Source organism: Denitratisoma oestradiolicum, assembly GCF_902813185.1.
Lineage (GTDB): Bacteria > Pseudomonadota > Gammaproteobacteria > Burkholderiales > Rhodocyclaceae > Denitratisoma > Denitratisoma oestradiolicum.
In genome coordinates, this window is the sequence record NZ_LR778301.1 from 3,833,890 (window position 1) to 3,859,315 (window position 25,426).

Consider the following 25,426-nt stretch of genomic DNA (forward strand, 5'->3'; position numbering starts at 1 on the left):
ATCAATATCAAGGAGAAAAAAATGCAGAAGACCGTGGTTCAGAAATACGCCGTACGCCTGCTATCCATCCTCGTGGCAACCGCTTTTTCCGACGGCGCTCGTTCTGAGACTAGGCTGGAGGAGGTGGTGGTCACTGCCCAGAAACGCCAGGAAAAACTTCAGGATGTACCTATTTCTATCACAGCAATTTCCGGCGCCCAACTGGAAACACGAGGCATCGACGGCGTAAGCGGCCTCAATTCACTGGCGCCGAACCTGATGTTTCGCAACAACCCTAGTAGCAATTCCATCACCACCATCGCTATTCGCGGTAGCGTGACCGGCCAGCCGGCCATCTGGATGGACCCGCCGATCGGCACTTACGTGGACGGCGTCTATATAGGCAAGGCCCAGGGAGGCATCTTCGACATCATCGATCTGGAACGGGTTGAGGTACTGCGGGGGCCGCAAGGTACCTTGTTCGGACGTAACACCGAGGGTGGCGCTGTGAATTTCATCTCCCGCAAACCTTCCGGCGAATTCGGCGGTACGGTGGGACTCGAGGTCGGCAACTACGGGCGCACTGTGGAAAAGGCCGTCATCGACCTGCCGAAAATGGGCCTTTTTAGCATCAAGCTTGGCTACCGCAAGGAGGATCAGGATGGCTGGGTGAAAAACACTACGTCCGGAGTAGGCGACTTCGGCAAGCGTGACAAGGAGGCCTTCCAACTGGCGGCCAGGATGGACATCAGCAACCACACCAAGGTCGACTACAAATTCGATCATTCGGAAACTGATGGTACACCACCGGTTAACAGCCTTTACAGTCTAAGGGGATGGGCGGGAACACCGGCTGCGGGAGCCTTACGCACTGCACTGGAAGGCTTCGTAACAACGGACCGACCCAAGTCTGCCGGCTCGCCTGCCGGCTATCCTATTTTTGAACGCATCAAGACAGACGGCCATGCCCTAACCGTTAGCCATCAGCTCAACCAGAAAAATGAGATCAAGTACATCTATGCGAAACGTGACATGGATTACGACGACGGCAACTCCGGCAGTGGTACTGACTTGCTTTCGGTGGCCACGTCGCCTACCACCAGCGTGGGCGCGGCGCGATATTATCAGCGGCATACGAAATACAAATCCGACTCCCACGAGCTGCAATGGATTGGCAACACCGAGCGTATGAACTATGTTCTCGGCCTGTATTCCTTCAAGGATGATGGCACGACACTGGGGCCGCAGGATTTCAGCGTGTTCGGCTTACCTATGATGCATAGCGACTATGGTGTCAAGACCGACGCCAAGGCTTGGTTCGGCCAACTCGACTACAAAGTAACGGAAGCCCTGACCGCGACATTCGGCATGCGCCACACCACAGAGAAGAAGAGCGGCTGGACCCACCGTTTCCGCACTTCCGGGTATGACGGCCCCTTTGTCGCGGAAGTCGTGCCCATGACATCCTATGACGCATCCTGGAGCGCAAACACGCCAGTAGCCGCTCTGGGCTACAAGATGACCGAAACCACCAATCTTTATGCCCGCGTCGCGAGAGGATTCAAGAGCGGGGGATTCAGCGCCGAGAATACCAATATCGCTGCGCTCAGGACCCCCTTCAATCCTGAACGCTCGCTATCCATGGAAGTAGGCGTGAAATCATCGCTCCTGGATAACCGTGCCCAGGTTAGTGCAGCTTACTTCCGGAACAAGCTTACCGATCTCCACATCACCCAACTGCTTCCCGGCACCAGTGTTTCGGTGTTGACTAACGCAGGTAAAGCTACGTACAAGGGCATTGAACTGGAAGGCGCCTTCCAGTTGACGGACGGTTGGAGATTACAGGGAAATTATGGCTATCTCGACGCCAAGTTTGACGAATATATCGACAATGCCCTCAACATTGCTGGTAGACCTCTGATCGACACTGCCGGTAACCGGCTTCCCCCCTATGCGCCCAAGCACACCTTCAACCTGACTTTGGACGGCCGCCTAGCCAGGACTGCGTGGGGAACTCTGCGCGCCATCCTTGACTATACCTACACCGCCAAGATGAACTTGTACGCGGTCAACAAGAGCCTGACTGCAGCCAATGCAGGCGGGAGCTATGTGGTGGGACTCGATGACCTACCCGCCATTCGAAACCTGAATGCGCGCCTGCTGCTGGCCGACATTCCGGTCGGGGGGCCTGGTAAGGCGGATGTTTCGATCTGGATCAAAAATTTGACCGATGAGAAGAATCCGATCCAGAAAATCGATGTCGGCACATCAATGACCGCCAACTGGCAGGAACCGAGAACCTACGGAATCTCCGTGAACTACAAGTGGTGAAACGTTGATCGTGCAGGGATCGGAGATCATCCCGTCCCTGCCTCCATCTGCGCTTCCCCGTCGATCGGCAAGTGGCATGGAGCCGCCGACACTTCACCATCTCCTCGAATAGCGAAAGACCGATGAAAACTGCCCCCCTGCTTTCCCAACTCCGTCTTTTCACGGGTTTGTCCTTGCTGTGCACCTGCCTGGTTCTTTTCGGCAATGCGTGTTTCGCGGCGGACACCCAATCGCCGCAAAGTCCGGCCAAGCGTCCTAATATCCTGATCTGGCTGATGGATGACGTCGGCTTCGGTCAGCCGGGCGTCTTTGGCGGTCCAGTGGAAACACCGACCCTTGACGCCCTTGCCTCCAATGGACTGCGCTTCAACAATTTCCACTCGACGGCACTTTGTTCTCCGTCCCGTGCCGCCCTACTCACCGGCCGCAACCATCACGCGGTTTCCCTCGGCAACCATGCCGGATTTCGTTCGGACGACGAGGGATACACGGCCAAGATTCCATCCAGCGCCGGCAGCATGGCCCGGATTCTCCAAATGAATGGCTATGCCACCTGGGCCTTGGGCAAATGGGATCAGCTGCCGATGACCGAAATCAATCCGGCAGGCCCTTATGAGCATTGGCCCAGTGGCCAGGGCTTCGACCGCTTCTACGGCTTTCTCTATGCTGACATGGATCATTTTCATCCCATTCTCTGGAGCGACCACACGCCGGTCGAGCCTGCGAAGGGCCGGTCTGACTATTTCCTGACTACTGATCTCGCCGACAAGGCCATCGAACTCATCCATCAGCAAAAAGGCGCCAGGCCGGACCAGCCCTTTTTACTCTACTGGGCTTCCGGAGCCTCCCATGCCCCCCATCACGCACCCCGCGAATACATCGACCGCTATCGCGGACGTTTCGACGCCGGTTGGGAAAAAATGCGGCAAGAGACTCTGGCTAGGCAGAAAGCGCAAGGTCTGATTCCGCAGGACGTGAGCCTGCCACCCTGGCCCGCCAACATTCCCACCTGGAATTCCCTCAATACCGATGAGCGTCGCGTCGCCAGCCGTTCCATGGAAGCCATGGCCGGCCAGCTTACCCATGCCGACCATGAATTCGGACGCATCATTGCCGAGTTACGGCGGATGGGGCAGCTCGACAACACGATCATCATCGTAACGTCCGACAATGGGGCCAGTGCTGGCGGAGGAATGAAAGGCGCCTTCAACGAATGGCGCTTCAGCAATGGGCTACAGACCAGCACGGAAGAAAACCTCAAGCATCTTGAGGACTGGGGCGGCCCCGCCACCTACCCGGAATATCCGGCGGGCTGGGCCGTGGCGGGCAACACACCATTCCGCTACTACAAGACCCAGGTCCACTACGGTGGCGTGCGGGAGCCGATGATTGTCTCCTGGCCGGCAGGCATCCAGAGGCGGGGAGAGGTTCGCGGCCAATTCCATCACCTCAATGACATCATGCCGACCCTTCTGGATCTGGTAGGAGTGGAGCCACCATCGGTAATCGACGGTGTGAAGCAACAGCCAATCGATGGCGTCAGCATGCGCTACGCATTCACCCAGCCCGCCACCCCAACCCGTCATCCGACCCAGTATTTCGAGCTTTTTGGCAATCGGGGAATCGTGGCCAACGGCTGGAAGGCCGTGGTCGTGCATCGCAAGGAACCCTGGCAGTACAACAACAACCTTTCCCCCTTTGATAAAGATGTCTGGGAGTTGTACAACGTCGAACGGGACTTCAATGAGCAAGAGAATCTCGCAACAAAGAATCCGGCCAAGCTCGCGCAGTTGCAGGCGCTGTTCGACCAGGAGGCAAAACGCAACCACGTCTACCCCCTCACGCCCGACTTTGCCTCCTATGAACGCACGAGAATCAAAACCAGCCTGGAAGCCCGCGACTATTGGTTCGTCTATCGATCCGGGGAAATTCGCCGCCTGCTCGGTGGTGGAGCGGCGCCACCGACCGGGTCCATGGGCACCTACAACCTGGATGCGGATGTCGCGCTTCCTGCAGGCGGTGGTAACGGGGTGATCGTTGCCGACGGCGGTGCAGCCGGTGGCTACGCTCTTTATCTGGATCGAGGTCGGCCCGTGTTCTGCTACAACTTCCTCGGCACCGAGAGCACCTTTATCCGTGCTGAAAAGCCATTGGCAGCCGGTAAGGTTCACCTTCGTGTTGAATTCCGCAAAATGTCGACAGGCGGCGCCAAGGTGACCCTCCTGGCCGGCAGCGACACCATCGCTTCAGGTGCCATTAAACAGCTCGTCCCTCGCATGTATCAGGGCAGCGACGCCTTCAGTGTAGGTCTCGACGAGGGTAGCCGGGTAACCAGCGAATATGGCGAAGACAATGCCTTCACCGGCAACATCGATCAGGTCATATTTGACTTCGCACCTAAATAAAACCATGACGAAACCTTCTTCGACTGTGCTGGAAAATCCTGGCAGGCGGCGACTACTCGGTAACGGTATCGCCACCACAGGAGGAGTGTTGGGAATCCTCGGCACCTCAGAATCCCTCGCGGGAGAGGCCAGGCAACATTGGGATCGGGAGTTCGATGTCATCGTCGTTGGCTGTGGCTTGGCCGGCGCGAGCGCCGCCTATGAGGCGGCCCGGTCAGGTGCCGTAGTCCTGGTGCTCGACAGTGGTGGCGCCGCAGCCAACGCATCCCATGGAACCATCATCTACATGGGGGGTGGCACAGGCTTGCAGAAGGCCTGCCAGATCGAGGACACCCCCGAGGCGATGATGAAATATCTGCTGGCATCCACCGGTCCCGATCCTGATACGGGGCGGATCCGGGTCTTCGTAGAGCGCAGCGTGGCCAATTACGACTGGCTTGTCTCCCTAGGTGTGCCCTTTTCCAATGCTCCCGACAATCTGTCCCTCGAATATTCGGGGAGCGAAAAGGTCTACCCCTGGCGGGAAATGATCCGCCCGGTGCCTCGGGGTCACATTCCTGATGTGCCAGGATCCAAGAGTCTTTATCGGGGCGGCGGCGCCTGGATACAGAAACGCCTGCTGGATGGGGCTCGTAGCGCTGGTGCGGCAACCCCGTTGAACGCTGTCGCCCGGCGCATCGTCAGAGGTCACGATGGTGTAGTCCAAGGGGTGGTAGCGACCATTGATGGGCGTAGCTTTTCCTTCAGGGCACGGCGCGGCCTGATCCTCGCTACTGGGGGCTTCGCTCATAACAAGGAAATGGTTTCCGAGCATGCACCCATCTATCTTGGCTGCACACCTACTGATCTTAAATGGAATGATGGCTGGGGTATTCGTGCGGCTCAGTCCGTGGGTGCCGCTGTTCGGCGCATGGGTTCCGCAGGAGCCGGCTGGTATTTCTACCACCCGGCATCACGGAGGCAAGGGGTTTTGGTCAATGCCCAGGGCCAGCGTTTCATATCCGAGGACTCCTATTCGGGGCGAGTGGGCGATGCGATCGTGAGGGAACAGCACGGCATCGCTTATCTGATCGTAGACCGCACAATCATGGACGATGGCGCCAGCACCGTAATTCCCGATGCAATAGCCGCCCAGGCTGCATCCATCGCAGATCTCGAGGGGCTGCTGGGGATTCCTGCACCAGCGCTGCAGCAGACCTTGGATACCTACAACACGTATGCGACTAAGGGGCAGGATCCCCTTTTTCACAAGGCATTGGAGCATCTCAGGCCCCTGTCCCAAGGACCGTTCACGGCTATCAATGCTTCCGTGGGCAAATCCCGTGTCAGCTTCTTCACCCTTGGCGGCGTACACACGACACCCGGGGCTGAGGTGTTGGATACGGAGGGAAAAACCATCCCCAAGCTCTATGCAGTGGGCAGGGTCAGCGCAGGGATTCCTTGCCCTTACTATTATTCCAGTGGCTTGAATCTGGGTGAGTGCATCACCTTCGGCCGCATCGCTGGCATTGGGGCGGCCCGCAACCGGACATAAATCCACCTCAATAAAAATCTTTTCTTGCCTGCGTGGGATAGCTTTCAACAGGAATCGCTACCTGCATCTGGGACGCCATATAAATAGAGAGATTGTAATGATGAGCAAATCCAGAAACCTATCCCGCAGGGAAGTCATGCAAGGTATCTCGGCAGCGATGGCTGCCGCCGTATTGCCGGCAAATGCGGAAGTCTCCCGTACCGATCACTGGGATAAGGAAGTAGATGTGGTGGTGGTCGGCTCCGGTACTGGTCTGGTGGGTGCACTGGTGGCAGCTGATGCCGGTCTCAAGGTGCTGGTACTGGAGAAGCACCCCGGTACTGGCGGCACCACACTGGTCTCCGGCGGCGTGGTATGGATTCCTCTTAATCCGGTGCAGGCCCGGGAGGGAATCCAGGACAACCGGGCGGATGCGCTGGCTTATCTGCATCATCTGGCCCAGGGCCAGGCCGATGAAGAACTGATCCTGGCCTTCCTGAACCGGGGCGGAGAGATGTTGGACTATGTGGAGCGGCATACCAAGTTGCGCTGGCGGGTCTCCCAGCTAATGGGGCCGATAGGCGACTACCATCCGGAGTGGGCCGGTTCCAATGTTCGCGGTCGCTCGGTAGAACCAGTGCGCCCGGGCACCGAGCGGGCCGGAGGCCTATTGATAGAGGGTCTGTTGGAGGCGCTGCAAGCACGAGGCGTGGAAATATTGACCGGAACGCCGGCCCGGCAGCTGGTTGCCCGGGATACGCCCCAAGGCAAAGAAGTGATCGGTGTCGAGGCCGGACATGAAAGCCAGCCCTTGCGCATCCGCGCCCGCCGAGGCGTGCTGATGGCTTCTGGTGGGTTTGAGCGCAACGAGGAGATGAAGCGTCATTTCCTGCGGGGCCCCTCGCCTTATACCCTGGGCTGCGAAACCAATACTGGAGATGGCATCCATATGGGTATGGCCCTGGGGGGCGATTTGCGTAATATGAATGAAGTCTGGGGTACTTCAGTTTACACAGCCGATGCCAAGGCCAACGGCAAGTACCGGGGCAGTATTCCCTTAATGCATCCCGGGGGAGCACCTGGTGGAATTTTGGTGAACCGCCATGGAGATCGTTTCTGTAACGAGGCGGGTGATTACGATTCACGTTGGCGCACCTTCCAAACCTTGGAAAACTGGGGGGATCTTAGCTATCGAAATATTCCCGCCTTTCACATTTGCGACCAATCTCTCCGTGAAAGCTCGGTACTTTTTGGTGCCAGCAAGAACGAACCTTTGCCGAAGTGGGCGGTGACTGCATCTACCCTAGCTGAACTGGGAGCCAAACTGGGCATTGACCCTAAAGGTCTTGAAGCTACAGTGGCGGATTTCAATAATCATGCTGCTCAAGGTCTCGATCCATACTTCCATCGAGGTGAAGGCTATTACGACCGCCGCGGACGCTCTGATCCTAGCGTCACGCTTAAACCTCTGGCAATGCAAGGCCCCTTCTATGGGGCAGAAGTTAGTCCGGCGGACATGGGTACTTGTGGTGGCTTACGCGTTGATGGGCGGGCCCGGGTCATCGATGTTTTCAATCGGCCTATTGCCCGGCTCTATGCCTCAGGCAATACGACCGGTGTGGGCTCTCCTGGGGCCAGCTATGGCGGCGGTGGCGGCACTTTGGGGCCGGCGCTGACATTTGCCTATATTGCAGGGCAAGAACTAGCCCAGTACATCGCTTAGAGATTAAGGGGTTTGAACATGATTCAAAGTGTGAGCATCTGGCTGATCATGGTCATGATGATTGCGTACGGCGGCTTCTCAAGAGCCGCTACAGTGGTAGATAACGAACTGCTGGCTCGAGAACCCAGCGGGGCGAACTGGGCGGGCTATGGTCGTACCTTCGACGAACAGCGATACAGTCCCTTAACGCAGATCAACGAACATAACGTAGGGCGGCTTGGTTTGATTTGGACTTTGGACCTGCCTGATACACATAGCGTCACAACGGTCCCTCTAGCAGTCGACGGGGTGATTTACTTCGCAGCAGGCTACACGGTTGTTCATGCAGTGGATGCCCGAACCGGAAAACTACTCTGGCGTTATGACTCAGAGGCCACTAAATTAGCAGGCCACAAGATGCGGGGATCATGGGGGATTCGTGGCCTAGCATTCTGGAGAGGGCGGGTCTACGCCGGAACCGTTGATGGCCGTTTGATTGCCGTGGACGCCAAGACTGGCAAGCTTGCGTGGAGCACCATGACCGTCGGCAAGAATGACAACCGCTACATTACCGGCGCCCCCAAGGTCTTCAATGGCCTGGTGGTCATCGGCCACGGCGGTGCGGACTACGGCCCGGTACGGGGCTACGTCACCGCCTACGATGCCGAGACCGGTGTCCAGCGTTGGCGCTTTTACACCGTCCCCGGCAATCCGGCCGATGGCTTCGAAAACAAGGCGATGGAAATGGCCGCCAAGACCTGGACCGGCGAGTGGTGGAAACACGGCGGTGGCGGCACCGTCTGGAACGCCATGACCTACGACCCGGAGTTCAACCGCATCTACCTGGGCACGGGCAACGGCGCCCCCTGGAACCAGAAGATCCGCAGCCCCGGCGGCGGCGACAACCTGTTCCTCTGCTCCGTCGTCGCCCTGGACGCCGACACCGGCGAGTACGTCTGGCATTACCAGACCAATCCCGGCGAGACCTGGGACTACAACTCGGCCATGGACATGGTGCTGGCGGACCTGACGATCGAGGGCAAGGCGAGGAAGGTGATGCTGCACGCGCCGAAGAACGGCTTCTTCTACGTCATCGACCGGGAAACCGGCAAGCTGATCTCCGCCGAGAAGATCGCCAAGGTCACCTGGGCCGAGAGGATCGACCTCGCCACCGGCCGGCCGGTGGAAAACCCCGAGGCTCGCTACCCGAATGGAGAAGCTACAGTATGGCCAGGAAATAAGGGTGCCCACAGTTGGTACCCAATGGCCTTCAATCCCAATACAGGCTTAGTCTATGTCCCTGTGTGGGAGTCATCGACTTATTACAATGATCAGGGCGTAGACCTTGGAAGCTGGAAGCACCCCGCAGGTTTTTCCTTTAGCTCCGGCCTGGCTTCGGGAAAAGGTAAACCTGGCCCACCCGATCCGGTAGAGTCATATCTACTTGCCTGGAATCCTGTTACACAGCGATCGGTTTGGCGCGTACCAACCCCTTGGGGTTACAACAGCGGTGTAACGACTAGTGCGGGTAATTTAGTATTTCAAGCTAATGCCGATGGCAAGCTGCGGATCTACGCCGCAGATAATGGGAAAGAACTGGGAGCCTTCGAATTAGGAGTAGGCACGCTCTCACCACCCATCACCTATATCGTCGATGGACGGCAATACGTTTCCATCCTGGCCGGTTGGTTAAGGGGTATTCCCATGAAGCCTATTGTTGAAGATAAAACATCAGGCTGGTGGTCCGGGCGTGAGCAGCCCCGACGGCTACTAACCTTTGCCATAGATGGCAAGGCCGATCTCCCAAGCCCACCTCGTCCAGCCAAGCCCATTCCTTTGGATGACCTGAGTTTTACACCGGAGCCAGAAAAAGTAGAAGTCGGAGCCAAAGCCTATGGCCGATTGTGCCAAACATGTCATGGTGCGGCTGCGGTGTCCGGAGGTTACATTCCGGATCTGCGTGCTTCACCAATTCCAATGTCCCTCGATGCATTGCGTCAAGTAGTCCAGCAAGGAGCATTGCGCAGCCGAGGCATGCCCATGTTTGACGACATCACTGAAAAGGATTTGATCGCCATCCGCCACTATCTACGTGCTCGGGCGCGAGAGTCCCTCGCGCAGGGCCATCCCTAGCAAGGAATGAGAAGTTCCACTGGGCTCAGATTTATGCATGCCTACTGGTTCCACTGGGCAAGAACGGTAATACTGAGAAAACGTGCTTCCCACTCGTCACGGGCGACATGAAGTGTGGTGCATTAGCCCCATTACCGAATGGGAAACACGGCATTTACCATTCAAATAGAGGAGTAATGATGAGCAGGCCTGATTACTTTGTTGCAATGACTGAGTTCCATTTCATGAACCCGCAGACCATGAGCGAGATTGGATACTATCCGGGCATGACTCAATGGCACGACAGCTGTGGCGGGGTACTGACCGCCTGGGCAGGAAGGGATCTTGACAGCGAATGGCCAGAGCCCGTGGCCAGTGCGCTTATTCAATACATGGATCAAACCAGCGTAGACGTGGCCTTCTGCCTGCGCGAGCCGATGATGGACATCACCGGTGGTGTCGTCTCCATGTCGACCAACGGCTTCATGCTGCAGCAGATCGAACCATATCCTGATCGCATGTATCTGGAAGCCAACGTGGGTCCCGTCATGCGTCGCGGTATCGAGCACGCCAACTGGGAACTGGAATATCTGGTGAAGGAACGGGGAGCCAAGCTGTGCAAGGTCTATACACCCGAAGATATCGGTCCCCTTAACGACCGCCGCATGTGGCCCTTCTACGAGAAAGCCTGCGAACTGGGTGTTCCGCTAACCATGCACACCGGCGCCGCCTATGTTTGCCCTCAGCCCGGCGCGCACTGCGAAGTGCGTCAATTAGATGACATCATGCTGGCATTCCCCGAACTGAAGGTCATTGCTTACCATGCTGGATGGCCCTACTCGGAGGAACTGATCGGTTTGTGCGGCAAGCACAAGAACCTCTACATGAGCCTGTCGGGCATCATCGGCTGGTTCCAGCGTGCTCCCTATCGCGGCTACCACACCATCGGAACAGCGATGCAATGGATGTCATCGGAAAAGATCGTGTTGGGCTTCGATCTGCCATTCGATGATCTTAGTCGGGTGGTAAATTACATCGCCGATCTGGAGATGCCGGAAGAATTGCAGAAGAACTGGGGGTTCGCTCCCCTGACAGAAAAGGACAAGGCCAACATCCTGGGCCTGAATTTGGCTCGACTAACCGGCATTGCTCCCACTAAGCGGGTGCCGAAAAAATAATCTATTTACTTTGTCTTCAGCTCCAATAAGCAATTATCCGTAAAAAGTATTCGGCCGCTCCGGTCTTCGTGTTTCTGAGCTATGCCTTGGCGCCATGACATTTGGCCGTGATGACGGCTTTTGGCAATTTGGCGCCAATGCAGCCGATAGCCACCAGATGTTCGATTTATTCGTTGAAGCTGGCGGCAACTTCGTCGATACGGCACTCGTTTATGGTGGTACCAGCGAGGCCTTGCAGAAAAGGTGTGCCTTCCCAGGTTACCGGAAGAGCAAGGCTAATGAGAGTAAAGGGTCGCTTAATAGACAACTCTGCGTAAATTCTTAAGGCTGCATCCCAGTTTCTTGATGGGGCGTTCATTTGCCCCTCAAGAGACGCAGCTAATGAAGCACCCACACGAAATGAATTGGAGTGGTAATCCCCCCATTTCTAGGGGAGACGGATTCAACCGGTCACTGCAACACCTCACTTTGATCGATGTATATGATCGGGAGAATCAAGATGGTGAGTGTGTTTGGGGGGATGACGAATGAGCGCAAGATTCGGATCTACTACAACGAGCGCGAACTGACCGCCCTGCGCGTGGGCCTCTGGAAGGGACACTTCAAGACCCGGGAAGGTTTCTTCGACTGGAACAAGCCGGCAGCCCTGATGTTCCATCTGCGCATGGATCCTTTCGAGAAGCAGGATGGCTCCAAGTCCCAGCACATGGCCATGGAGAAATCCTGGATCGGTGGTCTGATGCGTGATGTGCTGGGGCAGCACATGATGAGCCTCAAAAAATTCCAACCTCGCCAGAAAGGTTCATCATTGGTTCTGAGAGATGTTTTGGAGTGAACAAACGATTCAATACTGCCAAGGCGATTCACCATCAGAAACGCAGGGGATGGCGGTCAGAGGCCGGGATCTTTTCCTGCTTGCGCCGCCTCACTTGTAGACCGGCTTCGGCATAGAGCCAATTCCAGCGCGACCCCTCGGATGGTGATTTCCAGAATCATTGGGGTAATGCAAGATTTCTAGGTAAGTACAAATACAGCCAGAACCAACTTACTTAGGTTTTTTCTTCGAGATAACTGCCCAGCTCAACCTTGTTACGCACTCCAAGTTTCAAATAGCACTCACGCAGATAGCTCCTAACCGTACTTGGGGATAGCCCTTCCATGCGAGCAATTTCCTTGTACGAGTAACCAGTTGAATAGGCACGGGCTACCGTTTCCTCGCGCGGTGTTAAGCCACTACCCGCGCGGCGGATAGCTGATAGCTCGATGACATTTCCCATGTCTGCTTTCCGTTGGCTCGCCTCTATGATCAGGGTACGTCCGACCAACTTTCCACTGCCCTGGGAACACAGCACCTGAAGCTCCGGTGGCAGTGCATTTCCACTCCACTGAGGAAATTCAGAAAGTAAAAGTCGATTGAACTTGACTGGGGCATGAGTGAGTACTCCGTTAGCCTTGGCAAGGGCTACCACGCTACGAGTTTTATCCAGTTGTCGACTAAGCATCAGCTGCCAGTTGAGTTTTTCAGCATAAAGAAGATGTTGAACCAGCAGTTGAACAAGAGTTCGTTCTTCCGGCGAGAATGGGTGGAGATTGGCACCGCGATAAAGGGAAATAAAGCTCCCCAGATCATTATCTTCAATCGAACAACCAGCGATCAGTGCAGATGCCAGATTGTATTTCCTGCCGAAAGCGAGTAATTCCGGGCTGGTATGACTCTGGTAATGGTCACCGTCGGTCCGGATTATCACCCCTAAATCCTGACGAGTAATCTCCAACAGCTCGTTGCTATTTGAAATAGCCCACCAGTCATTTGAAATAGCCCACCAGTCGACAACGAAATCGTTTGGAAGGCGGTGGAGATAGCTATCGAACACGGCTGCCTTGTCCGTGAACGCGGTTCCCCACCAGGCTGACGAAAACTCCAATTCCTTATCCAGGCGGTCTAGCGCTTCCTTGCGGAAGCATTCCGGTGGAATGGACACCGCCAGCTTGAGCCAATCGCGGGTAAGTCGGGAGAATATCTCGATGTCCATGAGGTTGTGATTCAAAACTTCGATACACCCCCTGCATTTGCAGGGTATGAACAACGTGGCGTGTAAAGGATAGTCCTCGGGCGGCAACCAGCAATGTTCCGGCCTTTACACCATTGTGGTTAGTAATGACCGCCGAAAGACGTCAATGCTACGGCAGAACTACGGCAATCACTCCGCCTTTAAAAAAGATTTATTTTGCATAAAACCAAGCTCACTTGCTACGGCGTTATCCAATGTCTACCCTCGATCCTATTCTCCATCCTGGCCCTGAGCGGAACGATAGCGGCACTTCTCACCCAAGCGGCCTTGGCGGCAGATATACCGGCAGCCGATCTTATGAAGGGTTTCCCCCCTCCGCCGGAAGCCCGAGTCAATGTCCTGAACTGGCAGCAAAATCCACAGAAAATCTGGTCATTCCAGCACGTAAGAGAACTGTTTCCGACGCGTCGCATTCAACCAAAATCCCCAGGGGCTTCTTGGCAGGGGGCTCAGAAATTCGAGCATCTTAAGTTCAAGCAGGGAGCTCAGTCGGTAACTTGGCCCGAGTTTCTACAGCGTAACCACGTTGATGCCGCATTGATACTGCATCAAGGGAAGGTCGTTGACGAACGTTACTTTAATGGCATGGATAAAGGTGTCCCACACTTTATGTTCTCTGCCTCTAAGTCCATGACTGGGCTGATGGCCGCCACTGCCGTGGCGGAAGGCCGTCTCGATGAGACGGCTCAAGTAGGCAAACTGATTCCCGAATTGGTTGGGAGCGCCTGGGCGGACGCCACCGTTCGCCAAGTTATGGATATGACCGATGGCGTGCGATTCAGCGAGGATTATTACGACCCGTCTGCCGACGTCTGGGCCTATTCCGCAGCGATGGGCTGGGTTACATCGGAAACCCGAAATGTTCGCCAAGTTGGCATTCTGGAAATGCTGCCAACGCTTCGCGCTCGCTACGATGAACCTCAAGGCAAGGTCTTCCACTATCGCTCGGCAGCGACTGATGTCGTCGCCTGGCTGGCGAAGAGAGCCTACGGTATGACGGTAAGCGAGTGGCTCGAGTCGCGATTGTGGGCTCCCTTAGGCATGGAATACGACGCCAGCATGATGCTGGATCCAGCGGGCACCGAGGTGGCATTTGCTGGAATCAGCGCCACAGCTCGGGACCTGGCCCGTATTGGACAAATGCTTTTGGATGGAGGCCGGGTCAATGGATACCAGATTCTTCCATCAAGTATTCCGGCCGATCTGGCGAAGGGTGGGGACCAGGCTGCTTTCGAGGCGGGAGCGCCTGGAGCCAAGGGGCGATCCTATCGCAACCAGTGGTGGGTGAGCCATCAAAGCCCACGATCCTTCAGTGCCATAGGTGCTTTTAATCAACGCCTGATGGTATTCCCCGACGACGGCTTAGTGGTGGTGCTTTTTTCCAGCCATCCCCGCCCGACGGCGGCTCCCGAACTTGAATTGCCGCTGCATAACGCAGTCTTGGCCATGGTGCAGCAGTTACAGGGCCGTTAAATCCTCGAATGCAGAAAAAACTTCCCCACCTCCTGCGCAAGGTCAGCTATCCCGCGCTGGCCCTGACCTTTGCCTTGGCAACTGGAGGCCTGGCCGCCCACTGGGGTTGGCGCTTCTTCGGCCCCCGCGGGATGGCACCGCTGCCGGAGCTGACAGCCAGTGCCAACGTCGACCTCGCCACGGCCTCGCGGCTGTTCGGCGGCCCGCTCGCCAGCAGCAGTCCGAATGCCGAGCGCCTGCACATCAGCGGCTGGCTCATCGGCGCCAAAGGCGGCTTTGCCATTCTCACCCTGCCCGATGGCCGACAGGCGCCTGCGACTGTGGGGCACGAAGTATTGCCGGGGCTGAAAGTTGAAGCGGTGGACCAGGATGGCCTGTTGTTGCGCCAGGGCCAGCAGCAAAGGCGCATCGCGCCCCCTGAAGGTTCCAAGCCCCCCTCCCTGACCACGGCCCCCTGAGCCTGCAGGCGGGGAAAATTTACCACCAGACTGACCTTCTTCGAGAAGAACCCCATGCCCCCCTTCCCATCCTCCTGGCGCCGCATCCTGGCCAGCAGTTTTTGCGCCGGACTACTGATCGCCAGCACCAGCTCCGCCGACGACAAGGTCAATCTGAATTTCGTCAATGCGGACATCGAGCCGGTGGTGAAGGCCATCGCCCAGGCCGCCGGCAAGACCGTGGTGGTGGACCCGCGGGTCAAGGGCAGCCTCAATCTCAGCACGCCGGAACCGGTGGAGCGCCGCCTGGCCTTCGACATCCTGCTCTCGGCCCTGCGACTGCAAGGCATTGCCGCGGTGGAAAGCCAGGGCGTGGTGAAACTGCTGCCCGAAGCCGATGCCAAGTTCCACGCCTCCCCTGTGGCCGGGCGCAAGGCCCTGGCCGGGGACCAGATCCAGACCAAGGTCTACAGCCTGCGCTATGAATCCGCCGCCCAGATGGCCAACGCCCTGCGCCCCCTGGTGAGTCCCAACAACCCCATCAGCTCGGTGCCCGGCAGCAATGCCCTGGTGATCACCGACTATGCCGACAATCTGCGGCGGCTGGACGCGGTGGTGGCCTCCATGGATCAGCCGGTGGCCGGGGAGCCGGTGATCATTCCGGTGAACCATCTCTCCGCCGTGGATCTGGCCAATACCCTGACCCGGCTTTTTGCCGCCAGCCAGGGGGGTGACGCCATGCAGCGCGTCGATGTGGTTGCCGATGCCCGCTCCAACCGGCTGCTGGTGCGGGCCGACAGTCCGGCCCGGCTGTCCCGGGTGCAGCGACTGGTGGAAGGCCTGGATGTGCCGGCCCACAATGGCACCCAGGTCAACATGGTTCATCTGAAAAACGCCGAAGCCGTCAAAGTGGCCCAGACCCTGCGCGCCGTGCTTTCCGGCGAAGCGCCGCTGGCGATGAATACCTCCACCGCCGGCGCCACCAACCCTCAGGGCGCCAGCGCCGGCTCCCTGAACAGCAGCAGCGGCTTGGCCGCCATGGTCCAGGCCGACCCGGCCACCAACACCCTCATCATCACTGGGCCGGAGGGCGTCTATAACAGCCTGCGGGCCGTGATCGAAAAGCTCGACGTGCGTCGCGCCCAGATCTATGTGGAAGCCCTGATCGTCGAAGTCTCGGCCCAGAAGGCGGCGGAACTGGGAGTGCAATGGATGGCCGGTTTCACCGCCGGCTCGGCCAAGGGTGTGGCCATTTCCACCCTGCCATCCGCCAGCAATCCGGGCATCGCCAACATCGCCTCTGCCGTGGCCGACAAGAGCAGCAACGTGGCCGTGGGCAGCGGCCTCAGCCTGGGTCTGGTGGGCTCCAGCAAATACGGCAATGTGCCCAGCCTGGCGGTGCTGGCCCGGGCCCTGGAAGGCGAGGCCAGCGCCAACATCCTGTCCACGCCGACGCTGCTGACCCTGGACAACGAGGAAGCCAAGATCATCGTTGGCCAGAACGTGCCCTTCATCACCGGCCAGTACGCCCTGTCCGGCGGCGCCACGACACCCACCCCGTTCCAGACCGTGGAGCGGCGCGATGTCGGCCTCACTCTCCGCATCAAGCCCCAGATCACCGAAGGCGGCGTGGTGCGCCTGGCGGTGTTCCAGGAAGTTTCCAGCGTGGACGACAAGACCAATCAGGCCGGCATCATCACCAACAAGCGCTCCATCGAATCCAATGTCCTGGTGGATGACGGCCGCATCGTCGCCATCGGCGGCCTGCTGCAGGACAGCGCCAGCGACGGCGCCGACAAGGTGCCGGGCCTGGGCGACCTGCCCCTCCTGGGCGGGCTCTTCCGCTACGACAGCAAGAAGCGCAGCAAGACCAACCTGATGGTCTTCCTGCGTCCCCAGGTGGTGCGTGACGCCGAAGGCTATGCGGCCACCACCGCCTCCCGCTACCGGGAAATGCAGGATGCCCAGACCAGCAAAGCACCGGCCAAGAGCCTGCTGCCCGACCTGGGCGCCCCCAGCCTGCCGCCGCTCCCGGCCAAGCCCGCCGCCACCCAGCCATGACCGCGCCCTCGAGCCGCCCCATTTCCTACAGCCAGGCCAAGACCTGGGGCGTACTGCCCCTGCCCGGCCGCGACGGCTGGCGCGTGCTGCTGCGCCCCGGCGCCCACCCGTCCGCCCTGGCGGAACTGCGCCGCCTGCTGGGCGGCCCCCTGGACGCGGAAGCCCTCGACGCCGAGCGCTTCGACGCCCTCCTGGCCAGCACCTATGCCGAAGGCAGCGGCGCCAGCATGATGGACGACCTGGGCGATACCCGTGACTGGGCCCGGCTGGTGGAAGACGTGCGGCAGGTGGAAGACCTGCTGGATGCGGCGGACGACGCCCCCATCATCCGCATGATCAATGGCCTGTTGCTGGCAGCGCTCAAGGAAGGCGCCTCGGACATCCACTTCGAGCCCTTCGAGCAGCGTTCCCTGACCCGCATCCGGGTGGACGGCGTGCTGCGCGACCTGGCCCAGCCGCCCCGCGCCCTGCACGCCGCCATCGTCTCGCGCCTGAAAATCATGGCCGGCCTCGACATTGCCGAAAAGCGCCTGCCCCAGGACGGCCGCATCGCCCTGCGCCTGGCCGGCCGGCTGGTGGATGTGCGCCTGTCCACCCTGCCCTCGGGCCACGGCGAGCGGGTCGTGCTGCGCCTGCTGGACAAGGAAGCCGGCCGCCTCGATCTCGCCACCCTGGGCCTGGGCGCCGCCACCCAGGCCGCCGTGGATCAGCTGATCCGCCAGCCCCACGGCATCCTGCTGGTCACCGGCCCCACCGGCTCGGGCAAGACCACCACCCTCTACGCCGCCCTGTCCCGACTCGACGCCGGCCAGCTCAACATCATGACGGTGGAAGACCCGATCGAATACGATCTTGACGGCATCGGCCAGACCCAGGTCAATCCCCGCATCGAACTGGACTTCGCCCGGGCCCTGCGCGCCATCCTGCGGCAGGATCCGGACGTGGTGATGATCGGCGAAATCCGCGACCTGGAAACCGCCCAGATCGCCGTCCAGGCCAGCCTCACCGGCCATCTGGTGCTGGCCACCCTGCACACCAACGACGCCGTCTCCGCCGTGACCCGTCTGGCCGACATGGGTATCGAACCCTTTCTGCTCGGCTCCAGCCTGCTCGGTGTGCTGGCCCAGCGCCTGGTGCGGCGGCTGTGCCCCGACTGCCGCAGCCTCTATGCCCCCAGCGCCGCCGAATGGGCCCAGGCCGGCAGCGGCGAACGCCCCGCCACCCTGTGGCGCGCCGTCGGCTGCCCCGCCTGCAAGGGCAGCGGCTACCAGGGCCGCAGCGGCATCTACGAACTGATGCAGGTGGACGATGAGCTGCGCCGCCTGATCCACGACCAGTCGGGCGAACCGACCCTGCGCTCTGCCGCCCGGACGGGAGGCATGCTGAACCTGAAGGAAGACGCCCTGCGCTGGGTGATGCAGGGCGAGACCAGCCTCGAAGAAATTTTGCGCGTCACCCGCAGCTGACCATGCAGGCTTTTCGTTACAAAGCCCTCGACACTGCCGGTCACGCCCGGCAGGGCACCCTGGAGGCGGAAAATCCCCGCAGTGCAAGGGAGGCCCTGCGGCAGCGGAGCCTCACTCCCCTGCGTCTGGACGCCTTCAACAACAGCGGCAGCCAGGGGCCGGCCCGCATCCTCTCGGCCACCTTGCTGGCCGATCTCACACGACAGTTGGCGGTGCTGCTGGACGCGGGCCTCACCGTGGAAGGCGCCCTGTCGGTGCTGATGGACCAGAGCGACAAACCGAAAGTCCGCGAACGCATCACCAACCTGCGCGCCGAAGTCCTGGCCGGCCACAGTCTGGCCGCCGCCCTGGCCCGCTATCCGCGGGACTTTCCCCCGGTCTATGGGGCATTGGTGCGAGCCGGCGAACAGGCCGGCGCCCTGCCCCGGGTGATGAGCCGGCTGGCGGATGATCTGGAGCGGGCCGCCGCCTTGCGCCATCAGGTGCTGTCGGCCTCCCTTTATCCAGCCCTGGTCAGCATCGTGGCCCTGGCCGTGGTGGGCGCCCTGCTGGCCTATGTGGTGCCCCAGGTGGTGGCGGCCTTCGCCCATGCGCGGCAGACCCTACCCTTGCTGACCCGGGCCCTGATCGCCACGTCCAGCGCCAGCCGCAGCCTGGGCCCGTTTCTGCTGTTGCTGCTGATCGTGTCCGGCCTCGCCGCGCCGCGTTTTCTCGCCGCCCGCCCGGCCCTCGCCGAAACCCTGGAACGACGGCTGCTGGCCCTGCCGGGCCTGGGCCGCCTGCTGCTGGCCCTTGCCACTTCACGCATCGCCAGCACTCTCGGCCTCCTGGTGGATGGCGGCGTTCCGCTGGTGGAAGCCCTGTCCATCGCGGCCCGCGCCAGCCGCTGGCGCCCCCTGAGCCAGGCCGTGGAACAGGCTGCCCGCATGGTGCGGGAAGGCGTGCCCCTCTCCCGCGCCTTGAGCGAAACCCGGACTTTCCCGCCGGTACTGTCTCGACTGGTGGAAAGCGGCGAGGCCTCGGGCGAACTGCCGGCCCTGCTGCTGCGAGCCGCCCAGCAACAGGAAAGCGAAGCCCGGCGGCGGCTGTCGCTGCTCACCGCCCTGCTCGAGCCCGCTCTGATCCTGACCATGGGCGGCGTCGTGCTGTTGATCGTGATCGCCATCATGTTGCCCGTAATCGAAATGAACCAACTCGTGCATTGAAACCGGAGTTGCCCATGTCCCTTGACGCATCACCCCCACGCCAACGCGGCTTCACCTTGATCGAAGTGATGGTCGTGGTAGTCATCCTGGGCGTCCTCGCCGCCTTGGTGGTACCACGCATCATGAGCCGCCCGGACGAAGCCCGCACCGCCGCGGCCCGGCAGGACATCGCCACTCTGAGCCAGGCCCTGAAACTCTACAAACTCGACAACAAGCGCTATCCGTCCACCGACCAAGGGCTGGCTGCACTGGTGCAAAAACCCAGCGTCAGCCCCATCCCCGACAACTGGAAGGCCGACGGCTATCTGGAGCGGCTGCCCAAGGATCCCTGGGGCCAGGAATATGTCTATCTCCAGCCCGGTCGCCACGGCGAATTCGACTTGATCTCCTACGGCGCCGACGGCCAATCCGACGGCGAAGGGTCCGATGCAGACATCACTTCCTGGCAACGCTAGGGCCTTCACCCTCCTCGAAGTCCTGGTGGTGCTGACCATCGTTGGCCTGACCCTGAGTCTGGCCGTGGCCGTGCTGAGCCCCAGCCCGGCCCGCATCGCCGGCCAGGAAGCGGAACGGCTGGCCCTGGCCCTGGAAGCCGCCACGGAAGAGGCTCTCGGCACAGGCCAGTCCCTTGCCTGGTCCTTCGATACCGCGGGCTACCGCTTCGCCCGCCGCGAAGCCGGCGCCTGGCAGCCCTGGGACGCCGATGGCCTGCTGCCACCGCGCCCGGCCAAGGACTGGCGGATCCGTGCCGCACGCCTGGGTGACACGGATCTGCCCAGCGCCCGCTGGGCTCCTCTGGGCCCGGGCCGTCCCATGCAAGTGGAACTGGCTGCCGGCCCATCCCGCTGGCGGGTGTTGCTGGACGGCAGCGGCCAGGGCCGGGCCGAGGCCCTGCCATGAGGCAGCAAAGGACGCAGGGCTTCACCCTGTTCGAGGTACTGGTGGCGCTGGCCATCGTGGCCGTCTCCCTGATGGCGGCCCTGCGGGCTGCGGGGGCCTCCGGCAACACCCTGGAAGCGGTGCGGCTGCGCACCCTGGCCAGTTGGGTGGCCCAGAACCAGATTGCCGAACGGCGTGCCCGGCCCGACTGGCCCGCGCCCGATACGCGGGAAAGCGACGTATTGCAGGGCGGCGAGCACTTCCGTCTGGTGGAGGCTGTGCATGCTCTACCCCATAAGGACTTCCGCCGCATCGACCTTGCCGTGAAGGACGCTGACGGTGCAGTGCTGGCCAGGTTTTCCGCCGTGCTGCCGCGACCGGATCTGGCACCATGAGGCGGACGCAGGGGATGACGCTGGTGGAAGTGCTGGTGGCCATGCTGATCATGGCCCTGCTGGCGGCGCTCTCCTATCGGGCCCTGGATACCCTGCTGCGCTCCGAGCGACATATGCAGGATGACGCGTCTGCCCTGCGCCAGCCGATACGCTTTTTCAGCCGGCTGGAAGCCGACCTGCTGGGCTACGGCCAGCGCCCGCCGCGTCGTGGCAGTGTGGCACCAGCCCCCTGGCTCGGCGACCCCCAAGCCACCGCCTGGACACGGCAGCCCATGGGGACGGGTGAAACCTGGCTACGCGTGGAATACCGCTGGCGGCAGGGACGAATCGAGCGCCTGACGCAAAACGAAGACCAACCCCTGCCCCTCGAACAACGCCAGGGCGACACCGTGCTGGAACAGGTGGAAAGCCTGAAGCTGCGCTATCTGGACCGGGAGGGTCACTGGCTGGAGCATTGGCCCGCCACGGATGCTCCCCGCGCCTTGGAAGTGCGCCTGCGATTGCAAGGCCAAGGTGAGCTGCGACGGGTTTTTGCCCTGATATGAGCCCCAAATCCCTCCCTCAATTCAGCCGGCAGAACGGGGTGGCCGTGGTCACGGCAATGCTGGTGGCCGCCCTGGCAGCCATGCTGGCGGCCCATGCCCTATGGTTCGGCGGCCTGGAACTGCGCCGCCTGGAAAACCGCCAAAGCCTGGCCCAGGCGAGGCAACTGGTACTGACCGGGATCGACTGGGGGCGTTCAGTGCTGGCCGACGACCTGAACCGCTCGAGATATGACCACCCGGCGGAAATCTGGGCCCACGCCATCGAAAACTATCCTGTAGACGGCATGGAAGAAGCCCATGTCTCGGGTCAGGTGGAAGAACAGCAAGGTCGCTTTGATCTCAACCGGCTGATCCGTAGCGGCCGCCTCGATCCGAGGGAACAGGAACGACTGCGGCGCCTGATGGTCGTCCGGGGCATCAACCCGGCCCGTGCCGATACCCTGGCGCAGTGGTTGGAAAATCTGGCCGGACTCAAGGCAGAAGGTAAGACAAGCACCAGTCCGATCCGGCTCTTGACCGACGTGGAGGAACTGGGTGCCAGTGACCTTACGGACGGTGAACTGGCCCGTCTCAAACCCTGGGTGTGCGCTCTGCCTCAAGCCGCGCCCGTGAATCTGAACTTCCTGCCAACGGATCTTCTGGCTCGCTGGCAGAGCACACCCGATGAAGACCTCGCGGCACGCATGGAGGCTGCCCGCAACGCGGCGCCCTTCCGGGATCTGGCCGACTTCCGCAACCGGGCTCGGGCCGGAGGCGAATGGAGTGACCAAGAATGGGCGGCCAGCAGTCGCTATTTCCTGTTGGATGCAGCAGCAAGCGTGGGGCGGGCGCATGTTTCCGGCCGAGCCCTGGTGGAACGAAAGGGCCTCTGGCCCACAGTGATTTGGCGAAAGACATCATGAAAATCCTGCGCATACGTGTGGCCCGTCCGGGTCCGGCAAGCGCCGGCTGGCAGATCGGCTGGGCTCTGGTGGAGAACTCCACCCTGCTGTCTCGAGGCGAAGGGGAGACCAACTGGCCCGCTGCCGACCGTGTGGAACTGGTACTGGCAGCGGATCTGGCCCGGGTACTGAACCTCACGCTGCCCCGAGCATCCCGCGGGCAATTGCGCCAAGCTCTGCCGGCCCTGGCCGAGCCCCAGGTGCTGGGGCCGTTGGAGGACAGCCATTTCGCAAGCCACAAGCTGAACCCCGGTGAGCCCAATACCGTGGCCGTGGTAGAGCGGACGCTGCTGGCCGAATTGCTGGAAATGCTGCGGCGGCTGCAGCAGATTCCCGCCGCCGCCTGGGTCGAAGCCCAGGGCCTGCCTGGCCCTGGACCCTCTCTGTTGTGGGAGAGTAGCGGCGGCTTTATCCAATTGCCCGACGGCAGCACCCAATCCCTCGACCGTGCCACCCTGGAGCGCCCCGCCCTCGGACTGGAGCTGGCCCTCGGCAACGCGGGAGACCGTCCCCTGGTTCTCTGGTTGCGCCCCTGCGCCGCCGCACCAGACCTGGCTGCCTGGAGCGCCACCCTGGGCAGGGTAATTCACAACGCCGGACGCTGGTCCTGGGAAACCGCCGTCTTCGAGGGACGCGCCATCAACCTGCTGCAAGGCGAATTCAGCCCACCCCGGACCGGCATCGATTCGCGCCGCCTGGGCCGTATCGCCGGACTTGGCCTGGCGGCCCTGCTGCTGGTCGAACTTCTTGGCCTGGGCGGCACTTGGTTTTCCCTGGCACGGGAAAACCGCGCCCTACGGGCCGAGCGGGCACAACTGTTCCTGCAGGCCTTCCCCGACACCAAAGCTGTGGTGGATCCCCTGGCCCAGGCCCAGAACCGACTCACCGCACAGGCCCGGCAGCGAGGGCAATTTGGCGTTGCGGACTTCCTACCCCTGGCCGCCCGACTGGGAACCGCCTGGCCCGCCGGCAGCCCTGGCCCCGCCCGCCTCGACTATGCCTCCGGCCAGATCAAGGCTCTGCTACCGGCAGGGCTCAGCGCCACACCGCCAGCTGGCCTGGAAGCCCTGCAGGAAGGTAATGATCGGTACTGGACCCTGCGCGGAGAGAAGCCATGAAGAGCACCATGAACACCTGGATAAACCAATGGCGACAACACAGCCCACGGGAACAGCGACAGCTGGCCGCAGGCGCCTTGATCCTGATCGCCGCCCTGATCTACGTCGGCTTCTGGTCCCCCGGCCACCGCGCCATCGCCCGCCTTGAACGGGAACTGCCGACCCTGCGCGCCGAAGTGGCGGCCTTGCGCAGCCTGCCCAAAATATTGAACACCCTGGGGCCGAATCTCGCCCTGCAAGCCGGTTCGGCGCAAAGCGCCCAAGCCCAGGCCAAAGCGCTGGGACTCAAGCTGGATCTGCACGCCCAGGACAACAGCACGCTGACCGTCAGCGGCCAGGGCCTCCGCTATTACACCCTGCTGCAATGGTTGGATGGCCTACACCGCAAAGGGGGGCTCGCCGTAAGGCAGGCCCGCCTGCAGGCCGGCGCCACAGCTGGGCAGGTAGATGTTCAGTTGGAGCTGGCCCCTACCGAGGGCAGCACTTGAAAATCCCATCGAGCCTCGTCGGAGCGGGCCTCATCGGCTACGCCATAATCGCCCTGCTGGACGCTCCCGCCGGTTTGCTGTCGCCGTTGCTGGAACAAGCCAGCCATGGCCGCGTCACACTCCACAGCCCGGCTGGCAGCCTCTGGCATGGCCAGGGCCAACTGGGTCTGAGCGACTGCCCCGGCCCATCCCAGAATCTGGGGCTGCTCAGCTGGCGTCTCGCCCCAGGCCTGCCACCGACCCTCTACGTCAGCGCCCCCCAGCTGATCTCCCAGACAGTACAGATCACTCCGACCGGACTCCAGTTGCGCCTCAGCTCAGCGCAACTCGATCTCCCCGCCGCCGCCCTGAGCTGCCTCAGCCCAGCCCTTAAGCATGCGGGCCTCGGTGGCTACTTGCAAGCACGCAGCAACAACCTGAGCATTGGTCCCCAGGGCGCAAGCGGCACAGTGCAAATGGAATGGCGGGAGGCCCATAGCGCCCTCGCCCAGGCCCCCCTGGGCAGCTTCGGCGGCAGCGCCGAACTGGTCGGCCCGGAAGGCCGCTTCAAACTGCAAAGCGTTGACGGCAACCCGCTCAAGCTTCAGGCCGAAGGCCAATGGACCCGTCGCGTCCTGAAGCTGCAGGGCGAGGCCAGCATCGCTCCCCAACAGCAGGACACCTTAAGCAGCCTGTTCAACCTCCTGGGTCGCCATTTGGGCGGCGGCCACTATGAACTCAAGATTGAACAGCGCTGGGAGCGCGAATGATGCATGGGCGCCTATCGCACCGCTGCCAATCCTTGTATTTCCCCCATGGGGCAGACGTTCATTCAACACGCCCGCTTCCGGGAGATGACATTCCTGTGAGAACCCATCGTGGGAAGCTTTGCATCACCCGGTGGTGCACTTCACCCACTGGGGTTCCGAGAGGTCCGTCACGGCACGGATAAATGATCGACATTAGCTAAGGAGGGCATTCATGCGAATACTTATCAGATGATGGCACTGAAAACGGTGATGGCCCATCAATGAAGGATACGGACGACCTCAAAGGCAAGAATGATCAATGTTTGAGCACCTTTGATTGTTGATTAAGGCACCACTCACACGGAATGCTCTCTTGTTTCATAAGCGGGTTGTGGGTG

The 25,426-nt window shown here is 60.7% G+C and carries 21 protein-coding genes and 1 pseudogene; 21 read left to right on the plus strand and 1 reads right to left on the minus strand.

Going from position 1 to position 25,426, the window contains the following annotated elements; genetic code table 11:
* The first annotated feature begins 21 nt into the window (after positions 1-21).
* The 8 genes and pseudogenes from DENOEST_RS17515 (at position 22) to DENOEST_RS17550 (ending at position 12,055) form a co-directional block, all read left to right on the plus strand.
* Positions 22-2,310: a TonB-dependent receptor gene (locus DENOEST_RS17515; protein WP_145771941.1), complete on the plus strand. Its 2,289-nt coding sequence runs from the start codon at positions 22-24 to the stop codon at positions 2,308-2,310.
* 122 nt (positions 2,311-2,432) lie between these two features.
* Entirely contained in the window at positions 2,433-4,715 is a 2,283-nt protein-coding gene (locus DENOEST_RS17520) for an arylsulfatase (RefSeq protein ID WP_145771942.1), read from the plus strand.
* 4 nt (positions 4,716-4,719) lie between these two features.
* Positions 4,720-6,249 (plus strand): FAD-dependent oxidoreductase, encoded by a 1,530-nt coding sequence (locus tag DENOEST_RS17525; protein ID WP_170228287.1) that lies wholly within the window; start codon positions 4,720-4,722, stop codon positions 6,247-6,249.
* 97 nt (positions 6,250-6,346) lie between these two features.
* Positions 6,347-7,951, plus strand: a complete 1,605-nt coding sequence (locus DENOEST_RS17530) for an FAD-dependent oxidoreductase (RefSeq protein WP_145771944.1) — start codon at positions 6,347-6,349, stop codon at positions 7,949-7,951.
* A gap of 30 nt (positions 7,952-7,981) precedes the next feature.
* A complete protein-coding gene (locus tag DENOEST_RS17535) occupies positions 7,982-10,063 on the plus strand; it encodes a PQQ-dependent dehydrogenase, methanol/ethanol family (RefSeq protein ID WP_170228288.1) in 2,082 nt (693 codons plus the stop codon).
* A gap of 224 nt (positions 10,064-10,287) precedes the next feature.
* Positions 10,288-11,220, plus strand: a complete 933-nt coding sequence (locus DENOEST_RS17540; RefSeq protein WP_170228289.1) for an amidohydrolase family protein — start codon at positions 10,288-10,290, stop codon at positions 11,218-11,220.
* An 88-nt stretch (positions 11,221-11,308) separates the two neighbouring features.
* Positions 11,309-11,545: pseudogene (locus DENOEST_RS17545) on the plus strand (aldo/keto reductase); the annotation flags it as partial.
* Between the two features lie 174 nt (positions 11,546-11,719).
* Entirely contained in the window at positions 11,720-12,055 is a 336-nt protein-coding gene (locus tag DENOEST_RS17550; RefSeq protein WP_170228290.1) for a hypothetical protein, read from the plus strand.
* A gap of 214 nt (positions 12,056-12,269) precedes the next feature.
* Here DENOEST_RS17550 and DENOEST_RS20270 read toward each other — a convergent pair whose 3' ends face one another.
* Positions 12,270-13,253 carry a helix-turn-helix transcriptional regulator gene (locus DENOEST_RS20270; RefSeq protein ID WP_145771949.1) on the minus strand — a complete coding sequence of 328 codons (984 nt, stop codon included), beginning with the start codon at positions 13,251-13,253 and terminating at the stop codon, positions 12,270-12,272.
* A 195-nt stretch (positions 13,254-13,448) separates the two neighbouring features.
* On the opposite strand from DENOEST_RS20270, the gene DENOEST_RS17560 reads away from it, so the two are divergent.
* The 13 genes from DENOEST_RS17560 to gspN are packed head-to-tail and all read left to right on the plus strand — an operon-like array spanning position 13,449 to position 25,049.
* Positions 13,449-14,765, plus strand: coding sequence for a serine hydrolase domain-containing protein (locus DENOEST_RS17560; protein WP_145771950.1), 1,317 nt, complete (start codon positions 13,449-13,451; stop codon positions 14,763-14,765).
* 8 nt (positions 14,766-14,773) lie between these two features.
* On the plus strand, positions 14,774-15,223 hold the full coding sequence (locus tag DENOEST_RS17565; RefSeq protein WP_145771951.1) for a hypothetical protein: 450 nt from the start codon (positions 14,774-14,776) through the stop codon (positions 15,221-15,223).
* A 54-nt stretch (positions 15,224-15,277) separates the two neighbouring features.
* Complete coding sequence (gspD, locus tag DENOEST_RS17570) at positions 15,278-17,263, plus strand: type II secretion system secretin GspD (protein WP_145771952.1); 1,986 nt, start codon at positions 15,278-15,280, stop codon at positions 17,261-17,263.
* Positions 17,260-18,729 (plus strand): type II secretion system ATPase GspE, encoded by a 1,470-nt coding sequence (gspE, locus tag DENOEST_RS17575; protein WP_145771953.1) that lies wholly within the window; start codon positions 17,260-17,262, stop codon positions 18,727-18,729. The genes gspD and gspE overlap by 4 nt, the downstream gene beginning before the upstream one ends.
* Before the next feature lie 2 nt (positions 18,730-18,731).
* Positions 18,732-19,934, plus strand: coding sequence for a type II secretion system inner membrane protein GspF (gene gspF, locus DENOEST_RS17580; RefSeq protein ID WP_145771954.1), 1,203 nt, complete (start codon positions 18,732-18,734; stop codon positions 19,932-19,934).
* Between the two features lie 14 nt (positions 19,935-19,948).
* Positions 19,949-20,389 (plus strand): type II secretion system major pseudopilin GspG, encoded by a 441-nt coding sequence (gene gspG, locus DENOEST_RS17585; RefSeq protein WP_145771955.1) that lies wholly within the window; start codon positions 19,949-19,951, stop codon positions 20,387-20,389.
* The gene (locus DENOEST_RS17590) at positions 20,361-20,834 is read left to right on the plus strand and encodes a GspH/FimT family pseudopilin (RefSeq protein WP_145771956.1); all 474 of its coding nucleotides are present in this window, start codon (positions 20,361-20,363) and stop codon (positions 20,832-20,834) included. Before gspG ends, DENOEST_RS17590 begins: the two co-directional genes overlap by 29 nt.
* On the plus strand, positions 20,831-21,208 hold the full coding sequence (gene gspI, locus DENOEST_RS17595; RefSeq protein WP_145771957.1) for a type II secretion system minor pseudopilin GspI: 378 nt from the start codon (positions 20,831-20,833) through the stop codon (positions 21,206-21,208). Before DENOEST_RS17590 ends, gspI begins: the two co-directional genes overlap by 4 nt.
* Entirely contained in the window at positions 21,205-21,753 is a 549-nt protein-coding gene (locus DENOEST_RS17600; RefSeq protein WP_145771977.1) for a type II secretion system protein GspJ, read from the plus strand. Before gspI ends, DENOEST_RS17600 begins: the two co-directional genes overlap by 4 nt.
* Positions 21,750-22,655 (plus strand): type II secretion system minor pseudopilin GspK, encoded by a 906-nt coding sequence (gene gspK, locus DENOEST_RS17605; RefSeq protein ID WP_145771958.1) that lies wholly within the window; start codon positions 21,750-21,752, stop codon positions 22,653-22,655. The genes DENOEST_RS17600 and gspK overlap by 4 nt, the downstream gene beginning before the upstream one ends.
* Positions 22,652-23,812, plus strand: a complete 1,161-nt coding sequence (gene gspL, locus DENOEST_RS17610) for a type II secretion system protein GspL (protein WP_170228291.1) — start codon at positions 22,652-22,654, stop codon at positions 23,810-23,812. The genes gspK and gspL overlap by 4 nt, the downstream gene beginning before the upstream one ends.
* Positions 23,809-24,300 (plus strand): type II secretion system protein GspM, encoded by a 492-nt coding sequence (gene gspM / locus DENOEST_RS17615; protein WP_145771960.1) that lies wholly within the window; start codon positions 23,809-23,811, stop codon positions 24,298-24,300. Before gspL ends, gspM begins: the two co-directional genes overlap by 4 nt.
* Positions 24,297-25,049, plus strand: coding sequence for a type II secretion system protein N (gene gspN, locus DENOEST_RS17620; RefSeq protein ID WP_170228292.1), 753 nt, complete (start codon positions 24,297-24,299; stop codon positions 25,047-25,049). Before gspM ends, gspN begins: the two co-directional genes overlap by 4 nt.
* Positions 25,050-25,426: the final 377 nt, after the last annotated feature.